Origin of the sequence: Sporichthya polymorpha DSM 43042 (assembly GCF_000384115.1) — a bacterium.
In the GTDB taxonomy this organism is placed as follows: domain Bacteria; phylum Actinomycetota; class Actinomycetes; order Sporichthyales; family Sporichthyaceae; genus Sporichthya; species Sporichthya polymorpha.
The window spans coordinates 4,945,335-4,965,979 of sequence record NZ_KB913029.1 but is presented as its reverse complement, the minus strand read 5'-3'; the positions used below and the strand labels follow the sequence as shown (position 1 = coordinate 4,965,979).

Below are 20,645 nucleotides of genomic sequence, written 5' to 3'. Positions count from 1 at the left end.
GAGCTGCTGATCCGGGATCGGGTCAGCAGCGGGTCGCGGACGCGGTCGTCGCGTCCGCACGGGTCTCGCAGTGGCGCTGCTCGTCCAGCAGGTTGCCGAGCGCGAAGAACACGAGGGTCACCAGCACGACGGCGGCCAGGGAGAGCAGCACGTACTCGACCGGCGTCGCCGGGCCGCCCGCGCGGGAGCCGCGGAGCCGCGTGCGCAAAGAGGTCGGCATTGCACGTCCCTTGATCGAAGGCGTGGCTCCACAGTGCCCGCGATCGTGCGGCCGGGGTATCGCAGGAACGTCCCAACCGCGCCTCGTCCGAACGGACGATCCGTACCTGACCGGGCCGACTCGGGCGGATACCGCCCGATATGGCCGTGCCTCCGGCCGCCCGGCCTCAGGGGTTCTTGTCGGTGCTGATCAGGCCGAGCCGCATCGCGGTCATCAGGGCCTGCGCACGGTTGCCGGCGCCGAGCTTCTCGTACAGCTTCGAGATGTGGGTCTTGGTCGTCGACTCGCTGATGAACAGCGCCTTGGCGATGCCGGAGACCGCCAGACCGTCGGCGAGCAGCTTGAGGACGTCCCGCTCGCGCGGGGACAGCTTCGGGCCGCCCTGGGAGGCCTTGCGGCGCATCGCGTCGGCGAGGTCGGCGGCGGAGAACGAGCCGGGGGAGGCGGCGGCGTGCCGGGCGGCGGCGAGGACCTCCTCGGCCGGGGCGTCCTTGTTCACGAAGCCCGAGGCGCCCGCCTCGAGCGCGTCGAAGAGCTGCTGGTCACCGGCGTACATGGTGAGCACGACGATGCCCATCGTCTCGCCGGCCGCGCGGAGCTTCTTGACGGTGTCCAGGCCGTCCCCGTCGGGGAGGCGGACGTCCATGATCACGACCTCGGGCTTCTCGGCGCGGATCATCACCAGCGCCTCGGCGACCGAGCCTGCCTCGCCGACGACGGTGAACCCCGGGTCGCGCTCGAAGGCGCGCCGGAGGCCGTGCCGGATGAGCTCGTGGTCGTCGACCAGCAGGACCGTCGTCATGGACCGCTCTCCTCACTCTGCCCAGCGGGCACCAGCTTTCCACGCCGGTCCGGCACGGGGGGCGGCGAGCCTCCCGGCAGGCCTACCCGCACCCCGACGTACGTACCACGCGGGTTCCGGGGGCGGATCTCCAGCATCGCGCGCGTGCGGGCGGCCCGCTCCTTCATGATCTCGAGTCCGTAGCTGTCGGCCCGGCCCGGACCGAGGCCGGTTCCGTCGTCCTCGATGACGAGCTCGGCGTCCGGCGGGTGGATCCGGCACGTCACCCAGAGGTTGTCCGCGCCGGCGTGCTTGCGGGCGTTGTTGATGGCCTCCTGCGCGATCCGGAGCAGCTCGGCCTCGGTCTCCGCGGGGAGCCGGCGGCTGGACTCGTCGAGCGTCAGGTGGACGGTGAAGCCCGACGTCGTGCCGATCGCGCGGAGGTACTCGCTCAGCGCGGCGCCCAGGCCGCCGTAGCGGTCGACCTCGGAACGCAGGTCGAAGATCGACAGGCGCAGTTCCTTGACGATGCGGCTCATCTCCTGGCGCAGGCCGCTCAGGTCCTCGACGATGTCGTGTTGGCCCGCCTCGGCGGCGACGGCCGAGATCTCGTCGATGATGTAGCCGAGCGACGCCAGCTCCTGCGCGATGCCGTCGTGGATCTCGCGCGCGAGGCGGCGCCGCTCCTCGGTCGTGGCGAGCTCGCGGATCTGGTCGAACAGGACGCCGGTCTCCAGGCGCAGTGCGGCGCCGTTGACGAGCTCGGTGATCTCGGCGAGGACGTCCTCGTCGTAGGCGTCGACCTGGTCGGTCTCCAGGCCGAGCAGACCGGTGATGCGGTCGCCGATCCGGATGGGCATGACGAGCGAGTTGCCCGGGTCGGTCGGCGGCAGGGGGTTCGGCCCGCGGGCGAACAGGACGCGGCGGACCTGGGTCTCCTCGGTCTCCCACGCGTCGGCGAAGGCGTTCTCGCCGGAGAGCTCGGTGTCCCACTCCAGGCGGTCCTCGCCGCGGAAGGCGAGCGGGGTGAGCCGGTCACCCTCGGTGCGGACCAGGACGGCCGCGGCGCGGAACCGCGCCGTCCGGGCCACCGCCTCGACGAGGGCCTCGGCGGTCGAACGCGGGTCCAGCGACCCGGGCAGGCGCCGGCTGACCGTGTAGAGCTGGGACAGGAGGCTGTGCGCCTCTGCGTAGGCGGACAGCTGTGCGTCACCCGCCGCCTGCTGCAGCCGCCGCGCCCAGGCGGCCACGAGGCCGCCGAGCAGCGCGATCACGGTCCACTGGGCCGCGGCGATGCTGTAGTCCTTGACGTCCAGGTCGTCCTGCGGGGCGGAGATCGTCACCAGCAGCGCGATCGCGGCGACCCCGGCGGCCATCGACGCCCCGGCCGCGCGGGCCAGCAGGCCGCCCGCGAAGACGGGCGCCAGCAGGTAGGGGAGCAGCGGGGAGAGGTCGTGGCCGGTGAAGTTCACCGCCGCGGCCCACACGATCACCTCGATCGAGCGGCCGACCAGCCCGCCGACGGGGTGCTGCTCCAGGACGGAGGCCACGATCGCGGCCGCCGCGACGGCGCCGATCCACGCGAGGTCCTCGCCCGGGGTGTCCCCGACGAACCACAGCGCGGTGCAGCCGAGCAGCAGGATGGCCCGCAGCAGCCGTGCCGGCACGCCCGGGGCCGCGGCGAACAGTCCCGCTGAGCGCTTCGACACCGTGTTAACTTGCCACACAAACCTCGGAGGTTCCTCCGCCGCGCGCCGGAGCCGCGCCGGGAACGCGCTTCACTCGCCGGCGCCAGGCTTCCCTCGCCAGGTCGGGCGAGTGAAGCCTGGCTGTGGCGAGTGAAGCGCACGGGTACTAGCGGCGGCGGCGCCGGGAGTGGATCTCGCGGGCGACGTCGCGGGTCTGGAGGGTCTCGGCGAGCTCGACGACGTAGTCCTCGATGCCCTCGTAGAAGACCTCCATGGTCTCGCCGTCGAACGGCGCGTCCTTGCGGGCGGCGACGAGGATGGAGTTCGCGCGGGGCAGCGGGAGCCCGACCAGGTACGGCCAGTTCGCCAGCGGGACGCCCGCGAGCTCGTTCTGGAGCTCCTTCGGGTCGTCGAGGATGGCGACCTCCTCGCGGCCGAGGACCTCGCGGACGAACCAGTGCTCCTCGCCGAGGCGGTAGCGGATGTCCTGGCGGCCGATGCCGATGCCCGACGCGGTGGCCCAGGCGTCGCCGTCCGGGATCATGATCGCCACGGCGTCGCACTCCAGGTGCTCCATCGCGACGAAGGCGAGCTCCTCGGCCAGCTGCGCCGGCGCGGCGAGGGTGTCGGTCATCGCCATCAGCTGGTGCAGGTAGCCGATGCCCGGAGGCTCGAGCTCGGGGCCGTAGTAGACCGGCCGGTTCGCCTGGGCGCGGGCCTCGAACTCCTCCTCGGCCTTGCGGACCGCCTCGTTGACGATCCGGTCGGCCTCGGCCTTGATCTTCGTTTCCTGGATCAGGTTCTCGACCCGGGCGATGGTCTCCTTGCGCGCCTGCTCGGCGTCGAGCTTCGCCTGGATGCGGGCGCGCTCGGCGTCCTCGCGCGCCTGGACGGCCGCCTGGTGGGCGTCCATCTCCGCCTTGACCTTGGCCGCCTTCGCGGCCTCGGCAGCGAGCCGGGCGTCGACCTTGGCCTGGGCGTGCGCGGCGCGCTCGGAGACGATCCGCGCGCGCTCCTGCGCCCGCGCGGCCTCCATCGCGGCCTTCTCGGCGGCGCGGGCGGCCTCGGCCGACGCCTTGGCGTCCGCCTCCGCGCGCAGCTTCGCGGCCTTCTCGTCGGCGCGGGCCTGGGCGGCGGCGATGCGGGCCGCCTCGGCGCGGGCCTTCTCGACGGCCTTGGCGGCCTCCGCGGCGGCGCGGCCGTCGGCGAGAGCCTTGGCCTGCATCGCCTTGGCGGTCTCGGCCGCGGCCTTCTCCGCGGCGCGCTTCGCCTCGGCGTCGGCCTTGGCCCGCAGCTTCGCCTCGGCGGCGGCGGCCTTCGCGGCCTCGACGGCGGCCTTGGCCTCCGCGTCGGCGCGCTGCTTCGCGGCCTTCGCCTCGGCGGCGGCCTTCCGCTCGGCCGCGCGGGCCTGGGCCTCGGCGGCGGCGCGGGCGGCCTTCTCGGCGTCCGCGGCCTCCTTGAGGCGACGACGTTCCTCGGCGGTGTCCGCCGCCCGGGCGCGCTTCGCGGCCTCGGCCGCGGCCCGCTCGGCCGCCATCCGGGCCTGTTCGGCGGCGCGCGGGTCCCCGGGCGCACCGGGGCGCGGGACGTCCGCCCGCGGCGGGGCGCCGGCCGGGGGTCCGGCGGGCGGCGCGGCGGGGGGCGCGACGGGGGGACCGGCGGGCGGCGCGGCGGGGCCGGCCGCCTGCGGGGCGATCGGCGGGGTCATCGGGGGTGCCGGCGGCATCACCGGCGGCATTGCCGGCGGAGCGGCCGGGGGCGCGCTCGGGGGTGCCGCCGGGGCGCTGCCGGCCACGCGCTGGGCCGGGGGCATCCCGGGAGCCGTGGGCGGCATCGGCTGGGCGGTACGGCCACGGCCGGCGGCCTTGGCGCGGTCGCGGGCCTCGCGGTCCGCGCGCTCCTTGGCCTCCTTCGCGGCCTTGGCGGCGGCCTTGGCCTCCGCGTCGGCGCGGGCCCGGGCGATGCGGGCGGCCTCGCGCTCCGCGGCCGCACGGGCCTTCTCCGCCTCGGCGCGACGACGAGCCTCGGCCTTCGCCTCGGCACGCGACATCGGTCGGGCGGGCTGGGCCGGCCGGTCCGTGCGTGCGCCCGGCGCCGGGGGAACCGGCGGGACGGGCGGGAGCTGGGTCGGTGCCGCCGGGGGAGCCGACGGGATCCGCGGCGGGGCAGCGGGCGGGGCCGACGGGACCGCCGGGGCGGGCGGAGCGGGCGGGACGTCGGCGCGGGCCTGCGGGCCCACCGGCGCGGCCGGCGGGGCCGCGGGAGCGGACGGCGCCGTCGGCGCGGAGGGCGCGCGGGAGACCGTGGACGTGCCCGAGACCGACGGGGCGTCAGCCGGGGAGCCGGCGGGCCGCGGCCGCTGCCGCGCCCACGGGGCGAGGCGGCGCTTGGCGGGCTGACCGTCGGGGCCGGGCGGCAGGTCGAGGTCGCCGCCGGGCCGGTCGGCCCGGGCGCTCGGGACCGCGGGCGGCTTCGGGGCGGTCGGGGCCGGCGGGGTCGGGCCGGCCGCCGGGGCCGTCGGGGCGGCGGTGCCGTGTCCGGGGTACGCCGGGTACTCCGACAGCGGGGTCGGCGGGGCCGGCCGCTTCGGGCTCTCCGGCGGCGAGGGTGTCTCCTCGGCCGGGGGCGCGGTGATCTCGTCGATGTCGAGAGCGGCCAGAACCTCCGGGCTGAGCCGGCTGCGCCAGTCGTCCTCGACCTCGGTGAAGGAGTCCTTGTCGAAGCTCGGCCACTGCACCTCGGGAGTCGAGAAGTTCTCCTCGATCGAGGAGAGGAACGCCGCGGGGTCCAGCGGTGCGGGCTCGGCCGGGGGCCAGACCGGAGCGGTCAGCGGGTCGACGTCGTCGGCGGCGGGGGCCACGGGGGTCGCCGACGCGGCGGGGGCAACGGGCTCGGCCGGAGCCGGCGGAGCGTCGGCGATCGCGGCCTCGCTGGGGGTCCAGCTCGGGATCTCCGGGGTCCAGGTGTCGAGCCCGGTCTGCGCGGCGACGTTGTCCCACGTGTAGGCGGACATCCAGTCGTCGGCCGCGGCCGGCTGCCAGTTCGGGTCGCTGAGCGGGTCCGGCTCGGCCGGGAACGGGGTGCCGGACACGGGGTCGACGGCGGGCTGGACGGCGGGCTCGACGGCGGGCTCGACGGCCGGCTCGACGGCGGGGGCCGCGGACGCCGCCGGGGCGACCGGCGGAAAGGTCGGCTCGGTCGGCACGACCGAGGGAGCCGGGTCGGCCGGGTGGACCGGGCCGGGGGTCGGCAGGGTCCACCGGACCGGCGTCGCGCCGGGCTCGATCGGGATCACGGGCTCGGAGGTGTCCGGCTCCGAACCCCCGGAACCCCAGTCGACACCGACGTTCGGCATCCAGGAGTCGTCGTCCTCGCCCGCGGCGAGGGCCTGGTAGGCCTCCTCGAGCCGGGCGTCGGCGGCCTCCCGGGCGAGCAGCGCACGGGAGACGGCGCGGAGCAGGCGGTTCTGCGTCAGCGGCAGCGACAGCGTCTTGACGTTGTCGTCGGCGAGGCGGAGAGCGATCAGGCGCGGACTGTCGGAGACCGACTCGGCGATGATCAGCACCGACGTGTCGATGTCGTCACGGCGCAGCGACCGGACCACGTCGACCATGAGGTCCGGGTCGCCCAGCTCGAGCACCAGCAGGTGCGCCGCCGAGGCGAACTGGACCCAGCCCGGAGTCTCGTCCGGGTCGATGGGGATCACGTTGAGGTCGTCGGCCGTCAACGCAGCCGCGATGGCCGCGTTGCGGGAGACGACGAGTACGTCGCGCAGTGTGTCCTCCAACCCCGATGCGGCCCAGCGCACGCAGGCGTGGGCGCACGTCGACGATACGGCGAATCAAGATCACGACGGGCGGGTTCCGCCGTTCTGGTCACCCGTGTTCAGGCGGTTTTGGGCACACCGGCCCGCGGCGCGGGACCAGTCGCGGCAGATGTCGGTTTCGTCCCGTCACTGTCGCCCGGACCCGGCCGGGGCCGGGCCGGGGTCGGTCGGATCAGCCGCCGGCGACGGCGGCGACCACCCGGGCCCGCCGGGTGGGCTCCCGCCACCGCTGGGCCCCGCGCCGGACCCAGCCGACGGCAGCCAGGGTCAGCGCCGCCGCGACGGCGAGCGGGAGCCAGGCCGCGGGGGCGAGGGAGAGGACGGCGAACATCGATCCGGTGACCGTGGCGGCGACCGAGAGCAGGAGCGTGTCCGCGAACAGGGCGCCGGGCGGGGCCGGGGTGTCGCGCGGGCCGCGCAGGTCGGCCCGGTGGGGGCGGTGGACCGAGATCGTCAAGCAGGTGGCGACGACGGTCGCGGTGCCCACCACGAGAGCGCCGGCGACGGCGGCCACCTCGGCCCCGGTCGGGGCGGGCGCGCGGCCGAGGGAGAGCAGCACCGTCGCGCCGGAGGTGAGCAGGCACAGCTCGGTGAGCACCCGGACCTTCGCGAGGTAGGCCGTGCGCGGGTCGTGGGGCAGCGTCGCGAGCCAGGTCGCGCCGCCCGCATCGAGGCAGAAGACGTTGATCCCGAACAGCAGACCGGTCCCCGCCGCGACGATCGGCGGCAGCATGGCGATCGAGGACCACTCGACGTCGATGATCAGCGCGGCCGCGCCGGGGACGACGGTCAGCAGCACGACGCCGCGACGCAGCGCCGGGGCGCGCCAGACGCTCGCCCGGTCGACGGCGACGAGCTCGGCGAACGCGGTCCGCCGTGGACCTCGGCGGCGGACCGGCACGGCAAGACCGGCGCCGGCCCGGTCGGCGCGGCGGGTCAGGGCCCATCCGCAGGCCCGGACCGCGAGGACGACGGCGACGGCGGCGCCGAGCACCAGCCCGGCGAACCCGGCGGCCCAGACCGCGAGCGACCCCGCCCCGGCCTCGTCGAGCAGCGGGAGCATCGCGCTGGTCGGGAGGGCGTCCAGGGCGGCGCGGCCCGAGCCGGTTCCGACGACCGCTCCGACGCCCACCGCGCCGGCGCCCCCGGCCACCGCGAGCGCGAGGCGCCCACCGCGCCGGGCGCGGATCCCGACGATCGTCCACGCGAGCGCCGCCCCCGCCGCGGTGGTCAGGGCGACGTAGGCCAGCGTCGTCGCCACCGCCGGCGCCAGGCGCGGTCCGGTGCCGGTGAGGTACCCGGTCGCGGTGGCGACGCCGACGACGTGGGCCAGCCAGGTGACGTTGAGCGGGGAGAGCAGCAGCGACCCGACGGCGATCGTCGCCGGCCGCACCGGGTGAGCGACCAAGGACTCCTCGGGCACCAGTGGATACCCGCCGCCCGCGGAGAGCGGCGCGAGCACCGAGATTGCCGCGAGGGCGGCGAACAGGGCGGGTGCGAACGGGCCGGCGTCGGTGGGGGCGCCCGGCGTGGCGGCGAGGGTGGCCCCGGCGGCGACGGCGCCGGCGAGGACGACCGGGGTCAGGACGGCGCCCAGCACCAGGGCCGCGCGGACCCGGTCGGAGCGGACCATCTGCCACCGCAATCGAGCCAGCGCAGCAACCTGACTGAGCGTCAACCGCATGTGCTCATCGCCGCACCCCGCCGAGCAGGACGCGGTAGCGCTCGGCCCCGGTCTCGCCGTCGAGCTCGGCGCTCGGGGCGGCGCCGACGATCCGGCCGCCCCGCAGGACGACGGCCTGGGTGGTGGCGCGCACGACCAGCGGCAGCAGGTGGGAGGAGACGAGGACGGCGGTCCCGACGACGCGGAGCTCGGAGATCAGGTCGAGGGTGGCCTCGACCCCGACCGGGTCGACGCCGTCGAACGGCTCGTCGAGCAGCAGCACGCGCGGAGCGTGCAGCGCGGCGAGGACCACCGACAGCCGCCGGCTCATGCCGTGCGAGAAACCGGCCGTGACGCGGTCGGCGTCGGCGCCGAGGTCGGAGCGCTCGAGGAGGTCCCGGGCACGGTGCTCCCAGCCCGCGGGCAGGCGCCGCAGCCGGGCGGCCAGCTCGAGGTGCTCCCACGGGGTCGCGCGCGGAATCAGGCCGCCGACGTCCGGGCAGTACCCGACCACGGCGCGGGCGGCGAACGGGTCCGCGCTGACGTCGACGCCGGCGACCTCGACGCGTCCCGCCGTGGGCGGCAGGGCCCCGGCCAGGACGCGCAGCATCGTCGACTTCCCGGCACCGTTGCGGCCGAGCAGTCCGACGGCCGCGCCGGCGGGGACGGACAGGTCGATCCCGTCCACCGCGGGCGCCCGGCCGAAGCTGACCCGCAGGTCGCGGACCGCGATCGCCGGGGTCGGCGTCGCGGACGGCGTCGGCGGCATCGGGGGCGGCACCGGAGGCGGCACCGGGGGGAGGGTCGTCATCGCTGTCAGTGTCACCCGCACCCGCGCTTTCCGCAGCAACTCCGGACATTCCGGGCCGTGGGGGAGGTCGCCCCGGACCGCCACCTACCCTGGGCGCATGCGGGTCCATGTGGTCAGCGACGTCCACGGGTCCGCGGCGGCGCTGAAGGCGGCCGGGGAGGGCGCCGACGCGCTCGTCTGCCTCGGGGACCTCGTGCTCTTCGTCGACTACGACGACCACAGCGGCGGCATCTTCGGCGAGCTGTTCGGCGCGGACCGGGCGGCCCGTTGGGTCGCGCTGCGCACCGCCGGGCGGATCGAGGAGGCGCGCGAGTACCTGCACACGCTCTGGGCCGAGGTGCCGGGCGACCCGTGGTCGCACATCGAGAGCGCCGTCCGCGCCCAGTACGCGCAGCTGTTCGCGGCGATGCCCGATCCCACCTACCTCACCTACGGCAACGTCGACCTGCCGGCGCTGTGGCCGGAGTTCCTCACCGGCGCCCACACCGTCCTCGACGGGCAGGTGATCGAGATCGGCGGCCGGCTGTTCGGGTTCGTCGGCGGCGGCCTGCGCTCGCCCTACCGGACGCCGTTCGAGATCTCCGACGAGGACTACGCCGCCAAGGTGGACGGCGTCTTCGCGGCGGCCGCGGAGCGCGGGCGGCGCATCGACGTCCTGTGCACGCACATCCCGCCCGCCGTCCCCGAGCTCACCTACGACGTCGTCGCCCGCCGCTTCGAACGGGGCAGCGAACAGACCCTGGCCGCGATCCGGGAGTACCAGCCGGACCTGGCCCTGTTCGGCCACGTCCACTCGCCGCTGGCGCCCCGGCTGCGCATCGGGCGCACCGAGTGCGTCAACGTCGGGCACTTCCGGGGCCGCGAGGAGCCGTTCGTCCTTGAGTGGTGAGCCGCGCGATAGCCTGCGGTGCCTGATCAGCACCCTGCCGGGAGGACCGGAACAGATGGCCGACTCGACCACGGCGAGCATCACCGTGAACGCCTCGCCGGACGAGGTACTGGCCGTGATCGCGGACTTCGAGGCCTACCCCGAGTGGACCGGCGCCGTGAAGAAGGCCGAGATTCTCGGCCGGCGCCCCGACGGCCGGGCCGAGCTCGTCCACTACCAACTCGACGCCGGTGCCATCAAGGACGAGTACACGCTGACCTATGACTGGTCGGGTGTGCCGGACGTCCTCACCTGGACGCTCGTCGAGGGCCAGATGCTGAAGATGCTCGACGGCTCCTACGCCCTCGCCCCGGCCGAGGGCGGCGGCACGAACGTGACGTACACGCTCTCGGTCGACGTCAAGATCCCGCTGCTCGGGATGATCAAGCGCAAGGCCGAGAAGGTCATCATCGACACCGCGCTGCGCGAGCTGAAGAAGCGCGTCGAGGGCTGATTCCATGCCCCTCACGGCCTCCGGCGCCGCCCGGTGAGGGTCCTGCTCTTCACCGGCAAGGGTGGGGTCGGCAAGACGACCGCCGCGGCGGGGACGGCGACGCTCGCGGCCGCGCGGGGCCGCAAGACCCTCGTCCTCTCCACGGACGCGGCGCACTCGCTCGCGGACGCCTTCGGGGTCCCGCCGACCGCCGAGCCGGCGGAGGTCGCACCGAACCTGTTCCTCGCGCAGGTCGACGCCCAGCGCACGTTCGAGCGGACCTGGACCGAGATCCGGCGCTACCTGCTCGGCGTCCTCGACTCCGTCGGCGTCGACCCGATCGAGGCCGAGGAGCTCACGGTCCTGCCCGGTGCCGAGGAGGTTCTCGCGCTGCTCGAGGTGCGGGACCAGGTGCGCTCGGGCCGGTGGGACGTCGTGGTCGTCGACTGCGCCCCGACCGCCGAGACGCTGCGCCTGCTCGCGCTGCCCGAGGCGCTGAACTGGTACATGGACCGCGTGTTCCCGACGGAACGGCGGATGGTGCGGGCCCTGCGGCCCGTGCTGAACCGCGTCACCGGCGTGCCGATGCCCGCCGACGGGGTCTTCGACGCCGTCGAGCGCCTGCACGCCGAGCTCGCCGCGGTCCGGGAGGTGCTCACCGACCCGGGGACCTCGGTGCGGCTCGTGCTCACCCCGGAGTCCGTGGTGGTCGCCGAGGCGCGCCGCACGCTGACGTCGCTGTCCCTGTACGGCTACCGGACCGACGCGGTGATCGCGAACCGGATCTTCCCGGCCGAGGGCGCCGACTCCTGGCGGACCGGCTGGGTGGCGGCACAGACGGCGATGCTGGCCGAGATCGAGGCCTCCTTCGCGCCGCTGCCGGTGCTGCGCTCGGGGTACCGGGCGGCCGAGCCGGTCGGCCCCGAGGAGCTCGGCGCCCTCGCCGCCGAGATCTACGCCTCGCTGCCGGCGGGGACGGACCCCGACCCGTGCGCGCTGCTCTCACAGTCCGAGCCGATGACGATCCGCGCGGTCGACCCGGGCCGGTACGTCCTCTCGCTGGCGCTGCCGCTCGCCGACAAGCGCGACATGGACCTGCGGCGCAAGGGCGACGAGCTCGTGCTCACCGTCGGCGGCCACCGGCGCCTGCTGGCGCTGCCGAGCGCGCTGGCGCGGTGCACCGTCGGCGGGGCACAGCTCGCCGGGGACCGACTGGAGATCTCGTTCACCCGGGAGACCCCGGCATGAGCGAGCGTCCGAACGGCGACGCGTTCGGCGCCGCCGCGGAGGAGGCCGCCCGGCTCGTCGACGCGCTCGGGCAGTGGCTGGCGGCCCGCGCCGCCGCGCGCCCGTCGGGCCCGATCGACCCGGAGTACCTGAACTCGCACATCGCCACCGGCTCGGCGGAGTGCACGGTGTGCCCGCTGTGCCAGCTGATCGCGCTGATCCGGACCAGCAGCCCCGAGATCGCACACCGACTCGACGAGGCGATGGAGGCCCTGCTCGCGCTCGCTCGCACGGCTCTCGACGGTTTCGAGTGCACCCGGGCCGGGAAACCGACCGGATCAGGGTTCGAGACGATCGACATCACCTGATCGTCCGGACCGCGAGCTGATCCGTCGTCAGTTGCGTTCGCTGTAACGTCAGGGCGGTCGCCAGGTTTCGGGGAGGAACGTCCGTGAGTGTTGCGGTCGGTGTCGACCTCGGGGGGACGAAGATCGCGGTCGGCGTGGTGGACGCCGACGGCGCCGTGCGGTCCGAGTCGCGGCGCGAGACGCCGGACGGCCCGGACGCGGTCGTGGCGGCGATCGCGGATGCGGTCGCCGAACTCGGGGACGAGGCGCGGGGCCGGCCGGTCGGGATCGGGGCGGCCGGGTTCGTCGACGCGGCCCGGAAGCGGGTGCTGTTCGCCCCGAACCTGCAGTGGACCGACGTTCCGCTCGCCGGGCAGCTGAGCGATCGGCTCGGGACGCCGGTGATCCTGGAGAACGACGCGAACGCGGCCGCGTGGGCCGAGGCGCGGTTCGGGGCCGGGGTGGACGCGGACTCGATGGTGCTCGTGACCGTCGGCACCGGCATCGGCGGCGGGATCGTGCTCGACGGCCGCCTGGTGCGGGGCGGCTTCGGCGTCGCGGGGGAGTTCGGGCACCTGCCGCTCGTGGCCGACGGCCGCCCGTGCGGGTGCGGCCGGTCCGGGTGCTGGGAGCAGTACGCGAGCGGCACCGCGCTCACCCGCGCCGCCCGTGACCTGGTGGCGGGCGGCGCGTCCGGAGCACTGGCCACGGCCGCCGGGGGGAACCCGGAGGCCCTGGAGGGCACGGACGTGTCGGACGCGGCGGCCGCGGGGGACCCCGCCGCCCTGGAGCTGCTCGCCGACCTCGGCCGCTGGCTCGGCCGCGGGCTCGCGGCCGTGGCCGCGGTGCTCGACCCCGGCGTCGTCGTGATCGGCGGGGGCGTCGCCGGCAACGGCGACCGACTGCTGGAGCCGGCCCGCGCCGAGTTCCGCCGGCGGCTGCCGGCCGCCGGTCATCGGCCCGAGGCCGAGATCCGGGTGGCGCGCCTCGGCTCGGCCGCCGGGCTGGTCGGTGCGGCCGACCTGGCGCGGGAGGCCGCCACCTGAGCGGTTCGGCGGCCACCGGAGTGGGAGTGCGCGTCGTCAGTTACAACGTGCGCTCGCTGCGGGACGACGCCGACGCGGTCGCGGCGATCCTGCGCGGCCTGGCCCCGGACCTCGTCTGCGTCCAGGAGGCGCCGCGGTTCCTGTTCTCGGCGCGCACGTGCCGGGCGCTCGCCGCGGCGGCCGGGCTCTCCGTGCTCGCCGGCGGGCGTTCGGCCGCGGGCAATCTGCTCCTCGGCGGCCCGCGGGTGCGGCTGGTCTCCGCGTCCCGGGTCCGCCTGCCCCGTTCGGGCCGGCGGCACCGGCGGGCGCTCGCCCTGGCGGTGGTCGAGGTGGGACGCAACGCGGACCCGGCCGACGGCGGTGCCCGTCTGCTGCTGGGCGGCACCCACCTCTCGCTCGACCCGCTGGAGCGGGAGCAGCAGACCCGGCGCGTGCTCGCGCACCTGGAGACGGCGGACGCCCCGCACCGCGTGCTCGGGGCGGACGTCAACGACGTCCCCGGCAGCCGGGTCTGGACGCTGCTGACGGGGCCGCTGCGCGACGCCTGGGCGCTCGCGCCGACCGGGGGCGAGCTCACCTTCCCCGCGCGCGGCCCGAACCGCCGGATCGACGCGCTGCTGGTCTCGCCCGGGGTCGCCGTCCGGGCGGCCGGGGTGCCGGCCGACCTCGCAGCCGACCCGGCGGCCGCCACCGACCACCTTCCGGTGCTGGCGGAGCTGGAACTACCGCTGGAACAAGGAACCTGACGAAGCGTCAGACCACGGCGCCGTTGTCCCCGTCGTCCGGGCCGTCGTCCTTCATCCGGTAGACGAGCGAGGCGAACCCGCCGACGAAGGCCGCGATGGCGAGGAACGTGGCGCCCTCGATCGGGTACCAGTCCAGCGAGGTGAACAGGACCAACAGGATCGGGCCGCCGACGACCCCGAGCCAGGAGAGCTTGGTGTAGAGGTCCATCCGCGGCAGCGGGGGAGGCGGCGGGGGCACGTAGTGCTCCTCCGGCTCCGCGGGTTCGGGCTCCTCGGTCGGGGTCGCCCCGCCGGGCAGGCCCCACGCGGCGTCCGGGTCCTCGTCCTCGCCCTCGGGACGGCCCTCGCCGCGGCGCAGCACCCGCCACGAGCCGCTCGCGCTCGGTGCGTCGGACTCGACGTCCTCGGCGGGGGACCAGGGCGCGACCGGTTGCTCGGCGGAGGTCTGGCCGTACCCGGCCACGATCGCCCGCCAGGCCGCGTCGAAGTCCTGCTCGTTCTCCTCGGCGGCGCCCGCACCCCCGGCCGCGGTGCCCGGGGGCACCACGTCGGGCGGGGCGGCGCCGGACGCGCCCCCGGGTGCCGCCGGGCCCGTCGCCGGGGCGGTCGGGGTGTCGCCGGGACCGAACTCGTCCCGGCGGGCGTCGAGCACGGCCCGGGCCGCCGTCGCCGCGCCGGCGTCGACGAAGACCCGGTCGGTCGGGCGGTTCGGGAGCTGGATGTCCATGTACGGCCCGCGGATCCCGGGTGCCGGGGAGGCGTAGGCGGCGACGCCCTCCTCCCGCAGCGCCTCCAGCAGGGCGTCCGCCAGCTGGGGCTCCAGGTCGACCAGGGGCACCCACCGCTCGGCGGAGAGCCCGTTGGTCCGGTGGGGGGTGCTCACCCCGCCGCCACCGTGGGCCGGATGCGGCGGATGAAGTCCAGGCTCTCGGCGAAGATCCGGTCGGCGTCGTTGTCGAGCGTCGCGACGTGGTAGCTGTCCTCGAGCACGATCTCGGTGACGTCGGTCGACGAGACGCGCGCCAGGACCAGGCGTGAGCTCTCCGGCTCGACGACGTGATCCTCCGCGCTGCGCAGCAGGAGCAGCGGCTGGGTGACCTTGGGCAGGTCCGCACGGACGACGTCCCAGGCCCGCCGCAGCGAGTGCAGCGCGCGCAGGGGGACGCGGGTGTAGGCCAGCTCGGACACGCCCGGCTTCTTGATGTCGCTGCCGATGCCCCCGAGCGACGGGACGACCCGCTGCAGGACCGGCAGGACCTTGAGCCGGGGGTCGAGGCCGATCACGGAGGGATTCACCACGACGACGCCGGTCAGATCGCGGCCGTGCTGTTCGGCCAGGCGCAGGCTGAGCGTCCCGCCCATCGACAGGCCGCAGACGAACACTGCCTCGCAGCGCTCGCGCAGCGCCAGGAACTCACGCTCGATGCAGGCGTACCAGTCGTCCCAGGTGGTCATGTTGGCGTCCTGCCACCGCGTCCCGTGGCCGGGCAGCCGCGGCAGGGCCACGGTGAGGCCGGCGGCGGCCAGGTGCTCGGCCCAGGGCCGCATCGACTGGGGGCTCCCGGTGAAGCCGTGGCACATCAGGGCGCCGACGGGGCCGCCCGCGTGGTGATAGGGCTCCGCCCCCGGCAGAATCGGCACGAGGGGAATGGTACGTGGCGCGGCTCTAGGCTTCCGGAGGCGACGACCGGTCTTCTGGGAGGGGCGCGGGTGCTCTACTGGTTCCTCAAGCACCTCGCGCTCGGGCCGCTGCTGCGCGTGCTCTACCGCCCGGAGGTGGAGGGCCTCGAGAACCTCCCGGTCGAGGGCCCGGCGATCCTCGCCAGCAACCACCTCTCGTTCTCGGACTCGTTCTTCCTGCCGCTGGTGGTCCCGCGGCGGATCACGTTCGTGGCCAAGGAGGAGTACTTTACGGGCAAGGGCCTCAAGGGCCGGTTGAGCGCGGGCTTCTTCCGTGGGGTCGGTCAGATCCCGATGAACCGCTCCGGCGGGTCCGCCTCCGACGCCGCGCTGAATGCAGGCCTCGAGGTCCTGCGCCGGGGCGAGCTGTTCGGCATCTACCCCGAGGGCACCCGCTCCCCGGACGGTCGGCTGTACCGGGGGCGGACCGGCGTCGCCCGGCTCGCGCTTGCGGCGGGGGTCCCGGTCCTGCCGGTCGCGATGGTCGACACCGAGAAGATCCAGCCTCCGGGGAAGGTCGTCCCGAAGATCGCCCGCGTCGGGGTGAGGATCGGGGCCCCGCTCGACTTCTCCCGCTACGCCGGGCTCGAGGACGACCGCTTCGTGCTGCGGTCGGTCACCGACGAGTTGATGTACGAGCTGATGCAGCTCTCGGGCCAGGAGTACGTCGACATCTACGCGAGCGCGGCCAAGGCGGCGTCGGCGCGTCCGTCGACCGCCGGAGGCGCCGCGACCTGACGGTGCTTCAGGCGAGCAGGTCGAGGACGAGCGCGGCGGTCCAGGAGAACTCGGTCGTCCCCGCCCCGGCGCCGGTGTCGGCGTCGTAGTACTCGCGGAATCCCTCGGCGCGGACGGCGTCGAGCAGGCCCGCGCGCAGCGCCTCGGCGCGGGCGTAGTCGCGGTGGCGGCGCAGCCCGCGAATCACCAGCCAGGTCGTGTTCGCCCAGGAGGGGCCGCGCCAGTACCGCTGCGGGTCGTAGTCCGGGCTGGTGCGGTCGAGCGTCGGCAGCAGCGCACCCGCGAAGCCGGGGCCGTCGAGGTGGGCGCGGGTCCGCGCGACCGCGTCGGCCGGCACGCCGGGCGCGAGCAGCGGAACGAGGCCGGCAACCCCGGGCACGGGGATCCGGCGGTCGCTGCGGACGTCGCGGGGGACGAACAGCCCGAGGTCGGGGTCGAAGAGCCGCTCGGCCAGGGCGGCGCCGAGGGCGGTCGCGCGCTCGGTGTGCCAGCACGAGTTCGCGCCGACGACGGCGGCGATGCGGGCGAGCGCCTCCTCGGACCAGGCGAGGACCGCGTTGAACAGCGGGTCCTCGACGACGAACCCGTGGCCGGGGAGCAGGTCGACGTCGGCGTACCCGCGGTCCCGGTAGCGGGTCGCGAGGTCGAGATAGGCCGCGTAGTCGGCGTCACCGGGCCGCTGCGTCGCGGGCACGTGGCGGAGGTCGGCGCGCGTGGTGGGCACCGCCGCGCCGGCGGCGCAGATCGCGGCGACCGCGGGGTCCCAGGCCGGGTTGTTGTCCATCCCCGACTCCCAGGGGTGGACGATCGCGGCGAGGCCGGCCCCGCCGAGGTCGCGGGCGGTCAGCAGGTAGTCGTGCCAGGCGCACAGCGGCTCGTACATCCGGCGCAGGAAGTCCGCCGCGGCGGCGCGGTCGCCGGCCCGGCGGTAGATCTCCCAGGCCGCCTGCGCGTGCACCGGGGGCTGGACGATGCCGGACGTCGCCCGGCGCGGCAGTACCGGCGCCCCGGGCGCCCAGAACCGCGGGCCGGGGAAGTACGCGTCGGCCGGGGTGTCCGGGTCGAAGACGATGTGCGGCACCCGGCCGTCCCGCCACTGCGCGCCGAACAGCGTCGCGAGTTCGAGCTGGGCGCGGTGCTGGTCGACGTGGGCGAGCCCGATCGCGATGAACGCCGAGTCCCAGCTCCACTGGTGCGGGTACAACCGCGCGGACGGCACCGTATGCCGGCCTCGCCAGTTCCCCGCCAGCACCGACCGCGCGGCCGCGACCAGGTCCGTCCCGACCGGCAGGGCGGTCGACGGGGCGGCGGGCAACGTCTCCATGACCAGACGGTAGGGACGCCCGCCCCGCCCCGCGGGCGATTTACCGAAGGGATGACGTCCCGTAGCGCGCCGTGTCGGCCCGCAGGAGGGCTGACAGGGGCCCCGTGCGGGATGTCATCCCGGGGAAGTCAGGCGGTGGCGCTCGCCCAGCCCCGCGCGCGGCGGACGGCTTCGAGCCAGCGGGCGTAGCCGGCGTCGTCGCGGGGACCGGGTTCGAAGCGGCGGTCGAGACGCCAGGTCCGCGCCAGTTCGTCCCGGGTCGACCACACGCCCGCGCCGAGGCCGGCGAGGAAGGCCGCGCCCAGGCCGGTCGTCTCGAGGATCTCGGGGCGCTGGACCGGCACACCGAGTTCGGTCGACTGCAGTTGGCAGAGCAGGTCGTTGGCCGCGGCGCCGCCGTCGACGGTGAGGACGGGGACGTCGAGGCCCGCGGCGGCGGTCATCACCTCGATGACGTCGCGGACCTCGTAGGTGATGGCCTCAAGCGTGGCGCGGACGAGGTGGGCCCGCGTGGTGCCGCGCGTGATGCCGACGATCGTCCCGCGGGCGTCCGGGTCCCAGTGCGGGGCGCCGAGACCGGTCAGGGCGGGGACGAAGACGACGCCGCCCGAGTCGGGCACGGTGCTCGCGACGGCCGCCGTCTCCGCGGCCGAGGAGATGACGCCGAGGCCGTCGCGCAGCCACTGGACCGCCGCGCCGGTGACGAAGATGGCGCCCTCAAGGGCGTAGGTCAGCGTGCCGTCGGGGTCCTGCCAGGCGACGGTGGTGAGCAGGCCGGCGTCGGAGCGGACGAGGTCGGTGCCGGTGTTGATGAGCAGGAACGACCCGGTGCCGTAGGTGCACTTGGAGTCGCCGGGGGAGTAGCAGGCCTGGCCGAACAGCGCGGCCTGCTGGTCGCCCGCGATGCCGGAGATGGGGACGTCGAGGCCGAAGAACTCCTCCGGGTCGGTCCGCCCGATCCCGCCGAACGACGGCACCACCTCGGGCAGGGCCGACCGCGGGACGCCGAGCAGCTCGCACAGCTCGTCGGACCACGCGCCGGCGCCGATGTCGTAGAGCAGGGTCCGCGACGCGTTCGAGGCGTCGGTGGCGTGAACCTGACCCCCCGTCAGACGGGCGATCAGGTAGGAGTCGACGGTCCCGATCGCGAGCGTCCCGTCGCGGACCCCGTCCCAGGTGCGGGTGTCGTGCTCGGCGAGCCAGGTCAGCTTCGTCCCGGTGAAGTACGGGTCGAGGCGCAGACCGGTCAGCTCCGCGACGCGGGGCTCGTGGCCCGCGTCCTTGAGACGGTCGCAGATCGCCGTCGTGCGCCGGTCCTGCCAGACGATCGCCGGCCGCGGGGAGCGGAGGCGCTTGCGGTCCCAGAGCACCGCGGTCTCGCGCTGGTTCGTGATGCCGACGCAGGCGATCGGGCCGATCCCGGCGGCGGCCGCGGCGTCGAGGCCGTCGCGACACGCGCGCAGCGTCGCCTGCCAGATCTCCTCGGGCACGTGCTCGACCTGGCCCGGCGAGGGGAAGTGCTGGGGGAATTCGGCGTAGCCGCGCGCGGCGACCCGTCCGTCGGGGGTGACCACCAGGGCGGTGACCCCGGTCGTCCCTGCGTCGATCGCGAGTACAGCCATGGCGCAGACCCTAGGGTGATTCCGGGGCCCGTACCGGCAACCGCCCGGCGACGAGTCCGACCGCGAGTTCCGCACCAGCGAGGAGGCACCGATGGCCGATCTGACCCGGGCCCGCAGCTCGGTGCGCACGGCCGTCGTGTGGGAGGCCCTGCGTCCCGCCCTGGACGACCTGCTCGCCGACCCCCGGGGCGGCGGCCGCACCGAGCTCGAGGTCCTCGACGTCGGCGGCGGCACCGGCGGGTTCGCGGTGCCGTTGGCCCAGTCGGGCCATCGGGTCACCGTCCTCGACCCGAGCCCGGACGCCCTCGCCGCCCTCGGACGCCGGGTCGCCGAGGCCGGCGTGGCCGCGCAGGTCCGCGCCGTTCAGGGCGACGCCGACAACCTCGCGGCCGTCGCCGCGCCCGGTTCGTTCGACCTGCTGCTCTGCCACGGGGCACTCGAGCACACCGACGACCCGGCCGCGTCCCTGGCCGCGGCCCTGACGGCCGTCCGGCCCGGCGGAGCGATCAGCCTGCTCGCGGCCAACCGCAACGCGGCCGTGTTCGCCCGGGCCGTCAGCGGCCACGTCGTCGGGGCCCGGCACGCGCTGGAGGACCCGACGGGCCGCTGGGGGAGCTCCGACCCGCTGCCGCGCCGCTTCGCGCCCGACGACCTGGTCGCGATGCTGGAGGCCGCCGGCGCCCGCGTCCTCGCCATCCACGGCGTCCGCGTGTTCTCCGACCTGGTGCCCAGCGGGGTCATCGAGGGCGAGGCCGCGGCGCGGGAGGACCTGGTGGCCCTGGAGTCCGCCGTCGCCGAACTCCCGGCGTTCCGGGCCATCGCGACCCAGCTGCACGTCCTCGCCGTTCGGCCGTGACCGTCCCGGGCGGCGGGATCCGGCCCGGATCGCGGCGTGGGATGCCTCGCGTTCGGACCCGGTTTCCGCTCGTTTTCGGCGCAATTCGGTGTGGTGCGGCAAAGATCTCTGCGCCATCCGAGGGTGGATCTGCACGGTCGGGTTACAAGCACGCGGTTCGCTGCTTATCCTGGCGGGTACGCGGTAGCCGTGGGGTGGCTGCCCAATAGGAGGATTCCGTGCCGCTCTCCGACCACGAGCAGCGCCTGCTCGAGCAGATGGAGCGGGCCCTCTACGCAGAGGACCCGAAATTCGTCTCCTCGCTGCGCGGCACTGACCTGCGCTCGCACTACCGGCGCCGGGCCCTCGCGTCCGCGGTCGGATTCCTCCTCGGCGTCGTCCTGCTGATGACCGGCGTGGTCTCCACGATCTGGATCGTGGGGATCCTGGGCTTCGTGCTCATGCTGGCCTCCGCGCTGTTCGCGGTGACCAGTTGGCGCAAGGTCTCCGGCAGCGCCGAGCCGGTCCGCTCCAACGTGACGCCGCTCAAGGGCCGGTCGAAGGGCCGCCCGAAGGGCCCGAAGCGCGGGATGACCGAGCGTTTCGAGGACCGCTGGCGCCGCCGCCGCGAGGAAGGTCGCTGACCGCTCCTCGCCGGGCCGAACCGCCCGACCGCACCACCCGGATCTTCGAGAGCCCCGGCCGCACCGGCCGGGGCTCTCGCGCGTCC

Annotated in this window: 19 protein-coding genes; 9 read left to right on the top strand and 10 right to left on the bottom strand. The window is 75.4% G+C overall.

Going from position 1 to position 20,645, the window contains the following annotated elements; translation table 11 throughout:
• Positions 1 to 22: 22 nt before the first annotated feature.
• From SPOPO_RS0123950 to SPOPO_RS0123915, 6 genes are all read right to left on the bottom strand, one after another.
• Complete coding sequence (locus SPOPO_RS0123950; RefSeq protein WP_019877693.1) at positions 23 to 220, bottom strand: hypothetical protein; 198 nt, start codon at positions 218 to 220, stop codon at positions 23 to 25.
• 166 nt (positions 221 to 386) lie between these two features.
• Positions 387 to 1,022 (bottom strand): response regulator transcription factor, encoded by a 636-nt coding sequence (locus SPOPO_RS0123945; RefSeq protein WP_019877691.1) that lies wholly within the window; start codon positions 1,020 to 1,022, stop codon positions 387 to 389.
• Positions 1,019 to 2,710, bottom strand: coding sequence for a sensor histidine kinase (locus SPOPO_RS31405; RefSeq protein ID WP_019877690.1), 1,692 nt, complete (start codon positions 2,708 to 2,710; stop codon positions 1,019 to 1,021). Before SPOPO_RS31405 ends, SPOPO_RS0123945 begins: the two co-directional genes overlap by 4 nt.
• Before the next feature lie 145 nt (positions 2,711 to 2,855).
• Entirely contained in the window at positions 2,856 to 6,476 is a 3,621-nt protein-coding gene (locus SPOPO_RS33255; protein WP_051098442.1) for an ATP synthase subunit B family protein, read from the bottom strand.
• Positions 6,477 to 6,687: 211 nt separating this feature from the next.
• Positions 6,688 to 8,148: a hypothetical protein gene (locus tag SPOPO_RS0123920; protein WP_019877689.1), complete on the bottom strand. Its 1,461-nt coding sequence runs from the start codon at positions 8,146 to 8,148 to the stop codon at positions 6,688 to 6,690.
• Positions 8,149 to 8,203: 55 nt separating this feature from the next.
• Positions 8,204 to 8,989, bottom strand: coding sequence for an ABC transporter ATP-binding protein (locus SPOPO_RS0123915; protein ID WP_211210955.1), 786 nt, complete (start codon positions 8,987 to 8,989; stop codon positions 8,204 to 8,206).
• A 97-nt stretch (positions 8,990 to 9,086) separates the two neighbouring features.
• On the opposite strand from SPOPO_RS0123915, the gene SPOPO_RS0123910 reads away from it, so the two are divergent.
• From SPOPO_RS0123910 to SPOPO_RS0123885, 6 genes are all read left to right on the top strand, one after another.
• Positions 9,087 to 9,878, top strand: coding sequence for a metallophosphoesterase family protein (locus SPOPO_RS0123910; RefSeq protein ID WP_084671499.1), 792 nt, complete (start codon positions 9,087 to 9,089; stop codon positions 9,876 to 9,878).
• Between the two features lie 55 nt (positions 9,879 to 9,933).
• Positions 9,934 to 10,371, top strand: coding sequence for an SRPBCC family protein (locus SPOPO_RS0123905; protein ID WP_019877686.1), 438 nt, complete (start codon positions 9,934 to 9,936; stop codon positions 10,369 to 10,371).
• Between the two features lie 33 nt (positions 10,372 to 10,404).
• Positions 10,405 to 11,598 (top strand): ArsA family ATPase, encoded by a 1,194-nt coding sequence (locus tag SPOPO_RS0123900; protein ID WP_019877685.1) that lies wholly within the window; start codon positions 10,405 to 10,407, stop codon positions 11,596 to 11,598.
• Positions 11,595 to 11,945, top strand: a complete 351-nt coding sequence (locus tag SPOPO_RS0123895) for a hypothetical protein (RefSeq protein WP_019877684.1) — start codon at positions 11,595 to 11,597, stop codon at positions 11,943 to 11,945. Before SPOPO_RS0123900 ends, SPOPO_RS0123895 begins: the two co-directional genes overlap by 4 nt.
• Before the next feature lie 83 nt (positions 11,946 to 12,028).
• Positions 12,029 to 12,970, top strand: a complete 942-nt coding sequence (locus SPOPO_RS0123890) for an ROK family glucokinase (RefSeq protein ID WP_019877683.1) — start codon at positions 12,029 to 12,031, stop codon at positions 12,968 to 12,970.
• Positions 12,971 to 12,996: 26 nt separating this feature from the next.
• Positions 12,997 to 13,716: an endonuclease/exonuclease/phosphatase family protein gene (locus SPOPO_RS0123885; RefSeq protein ID WP_019877682.1), complete on the top strand. Its 720-nt coding sequence runs from the start codon at positions 12,997 to 12,999 to the stop codon at positions 13,714 to 13,716.
• Between the two features lie 7 nt (positions 13,717 to 13,723).
• Here the strand turns inward: SPOPO_RS0123885 and SPOPO_RS0123880 are convergent, their stop codons facing one another.
• On the bottom strand, positions 13,724 to 14,599 hold the full coding sequence (locus SPOPO_RS0123880) for a hypothetical protein (RefSeq protein ID WP_019877681.1): 876 nt from the start codon (positions 14,597 to 14,599) through the stop codon (positions 13,724 to 13,726).
• Complete coding sequence (locus SPOPO_RS0123875) at positions 14,596 to 15,357, bottom strand: alpha/beta hydrolase (RefSeq protein WP_019877680.1); 762 nt, start codon at positions 15,355 to 15,357, stop codon at positions 14,596 to 14,598. Before SPOPO_RS0123875 ends, SPOPO_RS0123880 begins: the two co-directional genes overlap by 4 nt.
• Positions 15,358 to 15,426: 69 nt before the next feature.
• On the opposite strand from SPOPO_RS0123875, the gene SPOPO_RS0123870 reads away from it, so the two are divergent.
• Positions 15,427 to 16,134 (top strand): lysophospholipid acyltransferase family protein, encoded by a 708-nt coding sequence (locus SPOPO_RS0123870; protein ID WP_019877679.1) that lies wholly within the window; start codon positions 15,427 to 15,429, stop codon positions 16,132 to 16,134.
• A 7-nt stretch (positions 16,135 to 16,141) separates the two neighbouring features.
• Here SPOPO_RS0123870 and SPOPO_RS0123865 read toward each other — a convergent pair whose 3' ends face one another.
• Complete coding sequence (locus SPOPO_RS0123865) at positions 16,142 to 17,458, bottom strand: MGH1-like glycoside hydrolase domain-containing protein (RefSeq protein ID WP_019877678.1); 1,317 nt, start codon at positions 17,456 to 17,458, stop codon at positions 16,142 to 16,144.
• Between the two features lie 128 nt (positions 17,459 to 17,586).
• Entirely contained in the window at positions 17,587 to 19,080 is a 1,494-nt protein-coding gene (glpK, locus tag SPOPO_RS0123860) for a glycerol kinase GlpK (RefSeq protein ID WP_019877677.1), read from the bottom strand.
• A 91-nt stretch (positions 19,081 to 19,171) separates the two neighbouring features.
• On the opposite strand from glpK, the gene SPOPO_RS0123855 reads away from it, so the two are divergent.
• A complete protein-coding gene (locus SPOPO_RS0123855) occupies positions 19,172 to 19,936 on the top strand; it encodes a methyltransferase domain-containing protein (RefSeq protein ID WP_019877676.1) in 765 nt (254 codons plus the stop codon).
• Between the two features lie 218 nt (positions 19,937 to 20,154).
• On the top strand, positions 20,155 to 20,559 hold the full coding sequence (locus tag SPOPO_RS0123850; protein ID WP_019877674.1) for a DUF3040 domain-containing protein: 405 nt from the start codon (positions 20,155 to 20,157) through the stop codon (positions 20,557 to 20,559).
• Positions 20,560 to 20,645 lie beyond the last annotated feature (86 nt).

Coding starts and splice junctions, on each gene's coding strand:
- SPOPO_RS0123950 (WP_019877693.1), bottom strand. CDS start 220: ATGCCGACCTCTTTGCGCACGCGGCTCCGCGGCTCCCGCGCGGGCGGC.
- glpK (WP_019877677.1), bottom strand. CDS start 19,080: ATGGCTGTACTCGCGATCGACGCAGGGACGACCGGGGTCACCGCCCTG.
- SPOPO_RS0123945 (WP_019877691.1), bottom strand. CDS start 1,022: ATGACGACGGTCCTGCTGGTCGACGACCACGAGCTCATCCGGCACGGC.
- SPOPO_RS0123915 (WP_211210955.1), bottom strand. CDS start 8,989: ATGACGACCCTCCCCCCGGTGCCGCCTCCGGTGCCGCCCCCGATGCCG.
- SPOPO_RS0123920 (WP_019877689.1), bottom strand. CDS start 8,148: ATGGTCCGCTCCGACCGGGTCCGCGCGGCCCTGGTGCTGGGCGCCGTC.
- SPOPO_RS0123910 (WP_084671499.1), top strand. CDS start 9,087: ATGCGGGTCCATGTGGTCAGCGACGTCCACGGGTCCGCGGCGGCGCTG.
- SPOPO_RS0123865 (WP_019877678.1), bottom strand. CDS start 17,458: ATGGAGACGTTGCCCGCCGCCCCGTCGACCGCCCTGCCGGTCGGGACG.
- SPOPO_RS0123855 (WP_019877676.1), top strand. CDS start 19,172: ATGGCCGATCTGACCCGGGCCCGCAGCTCGGTGCGCACGGCCGTCGTG.
- SPOPO_RS0123905 (WP_019877686.1), top strand. CDS start 9,934: ATGGCCGACTCGACCACGGCGAGCATCACCGTGAACGCCTCGCCGGAC.
- SPOPO_RS0123895 (WP_019877684.1), top strand. CDS start 11,595: ATGAGCGAGCGTCCGAACGGCGACGCGTTCGGCGCCGCCGCGGAGGAG.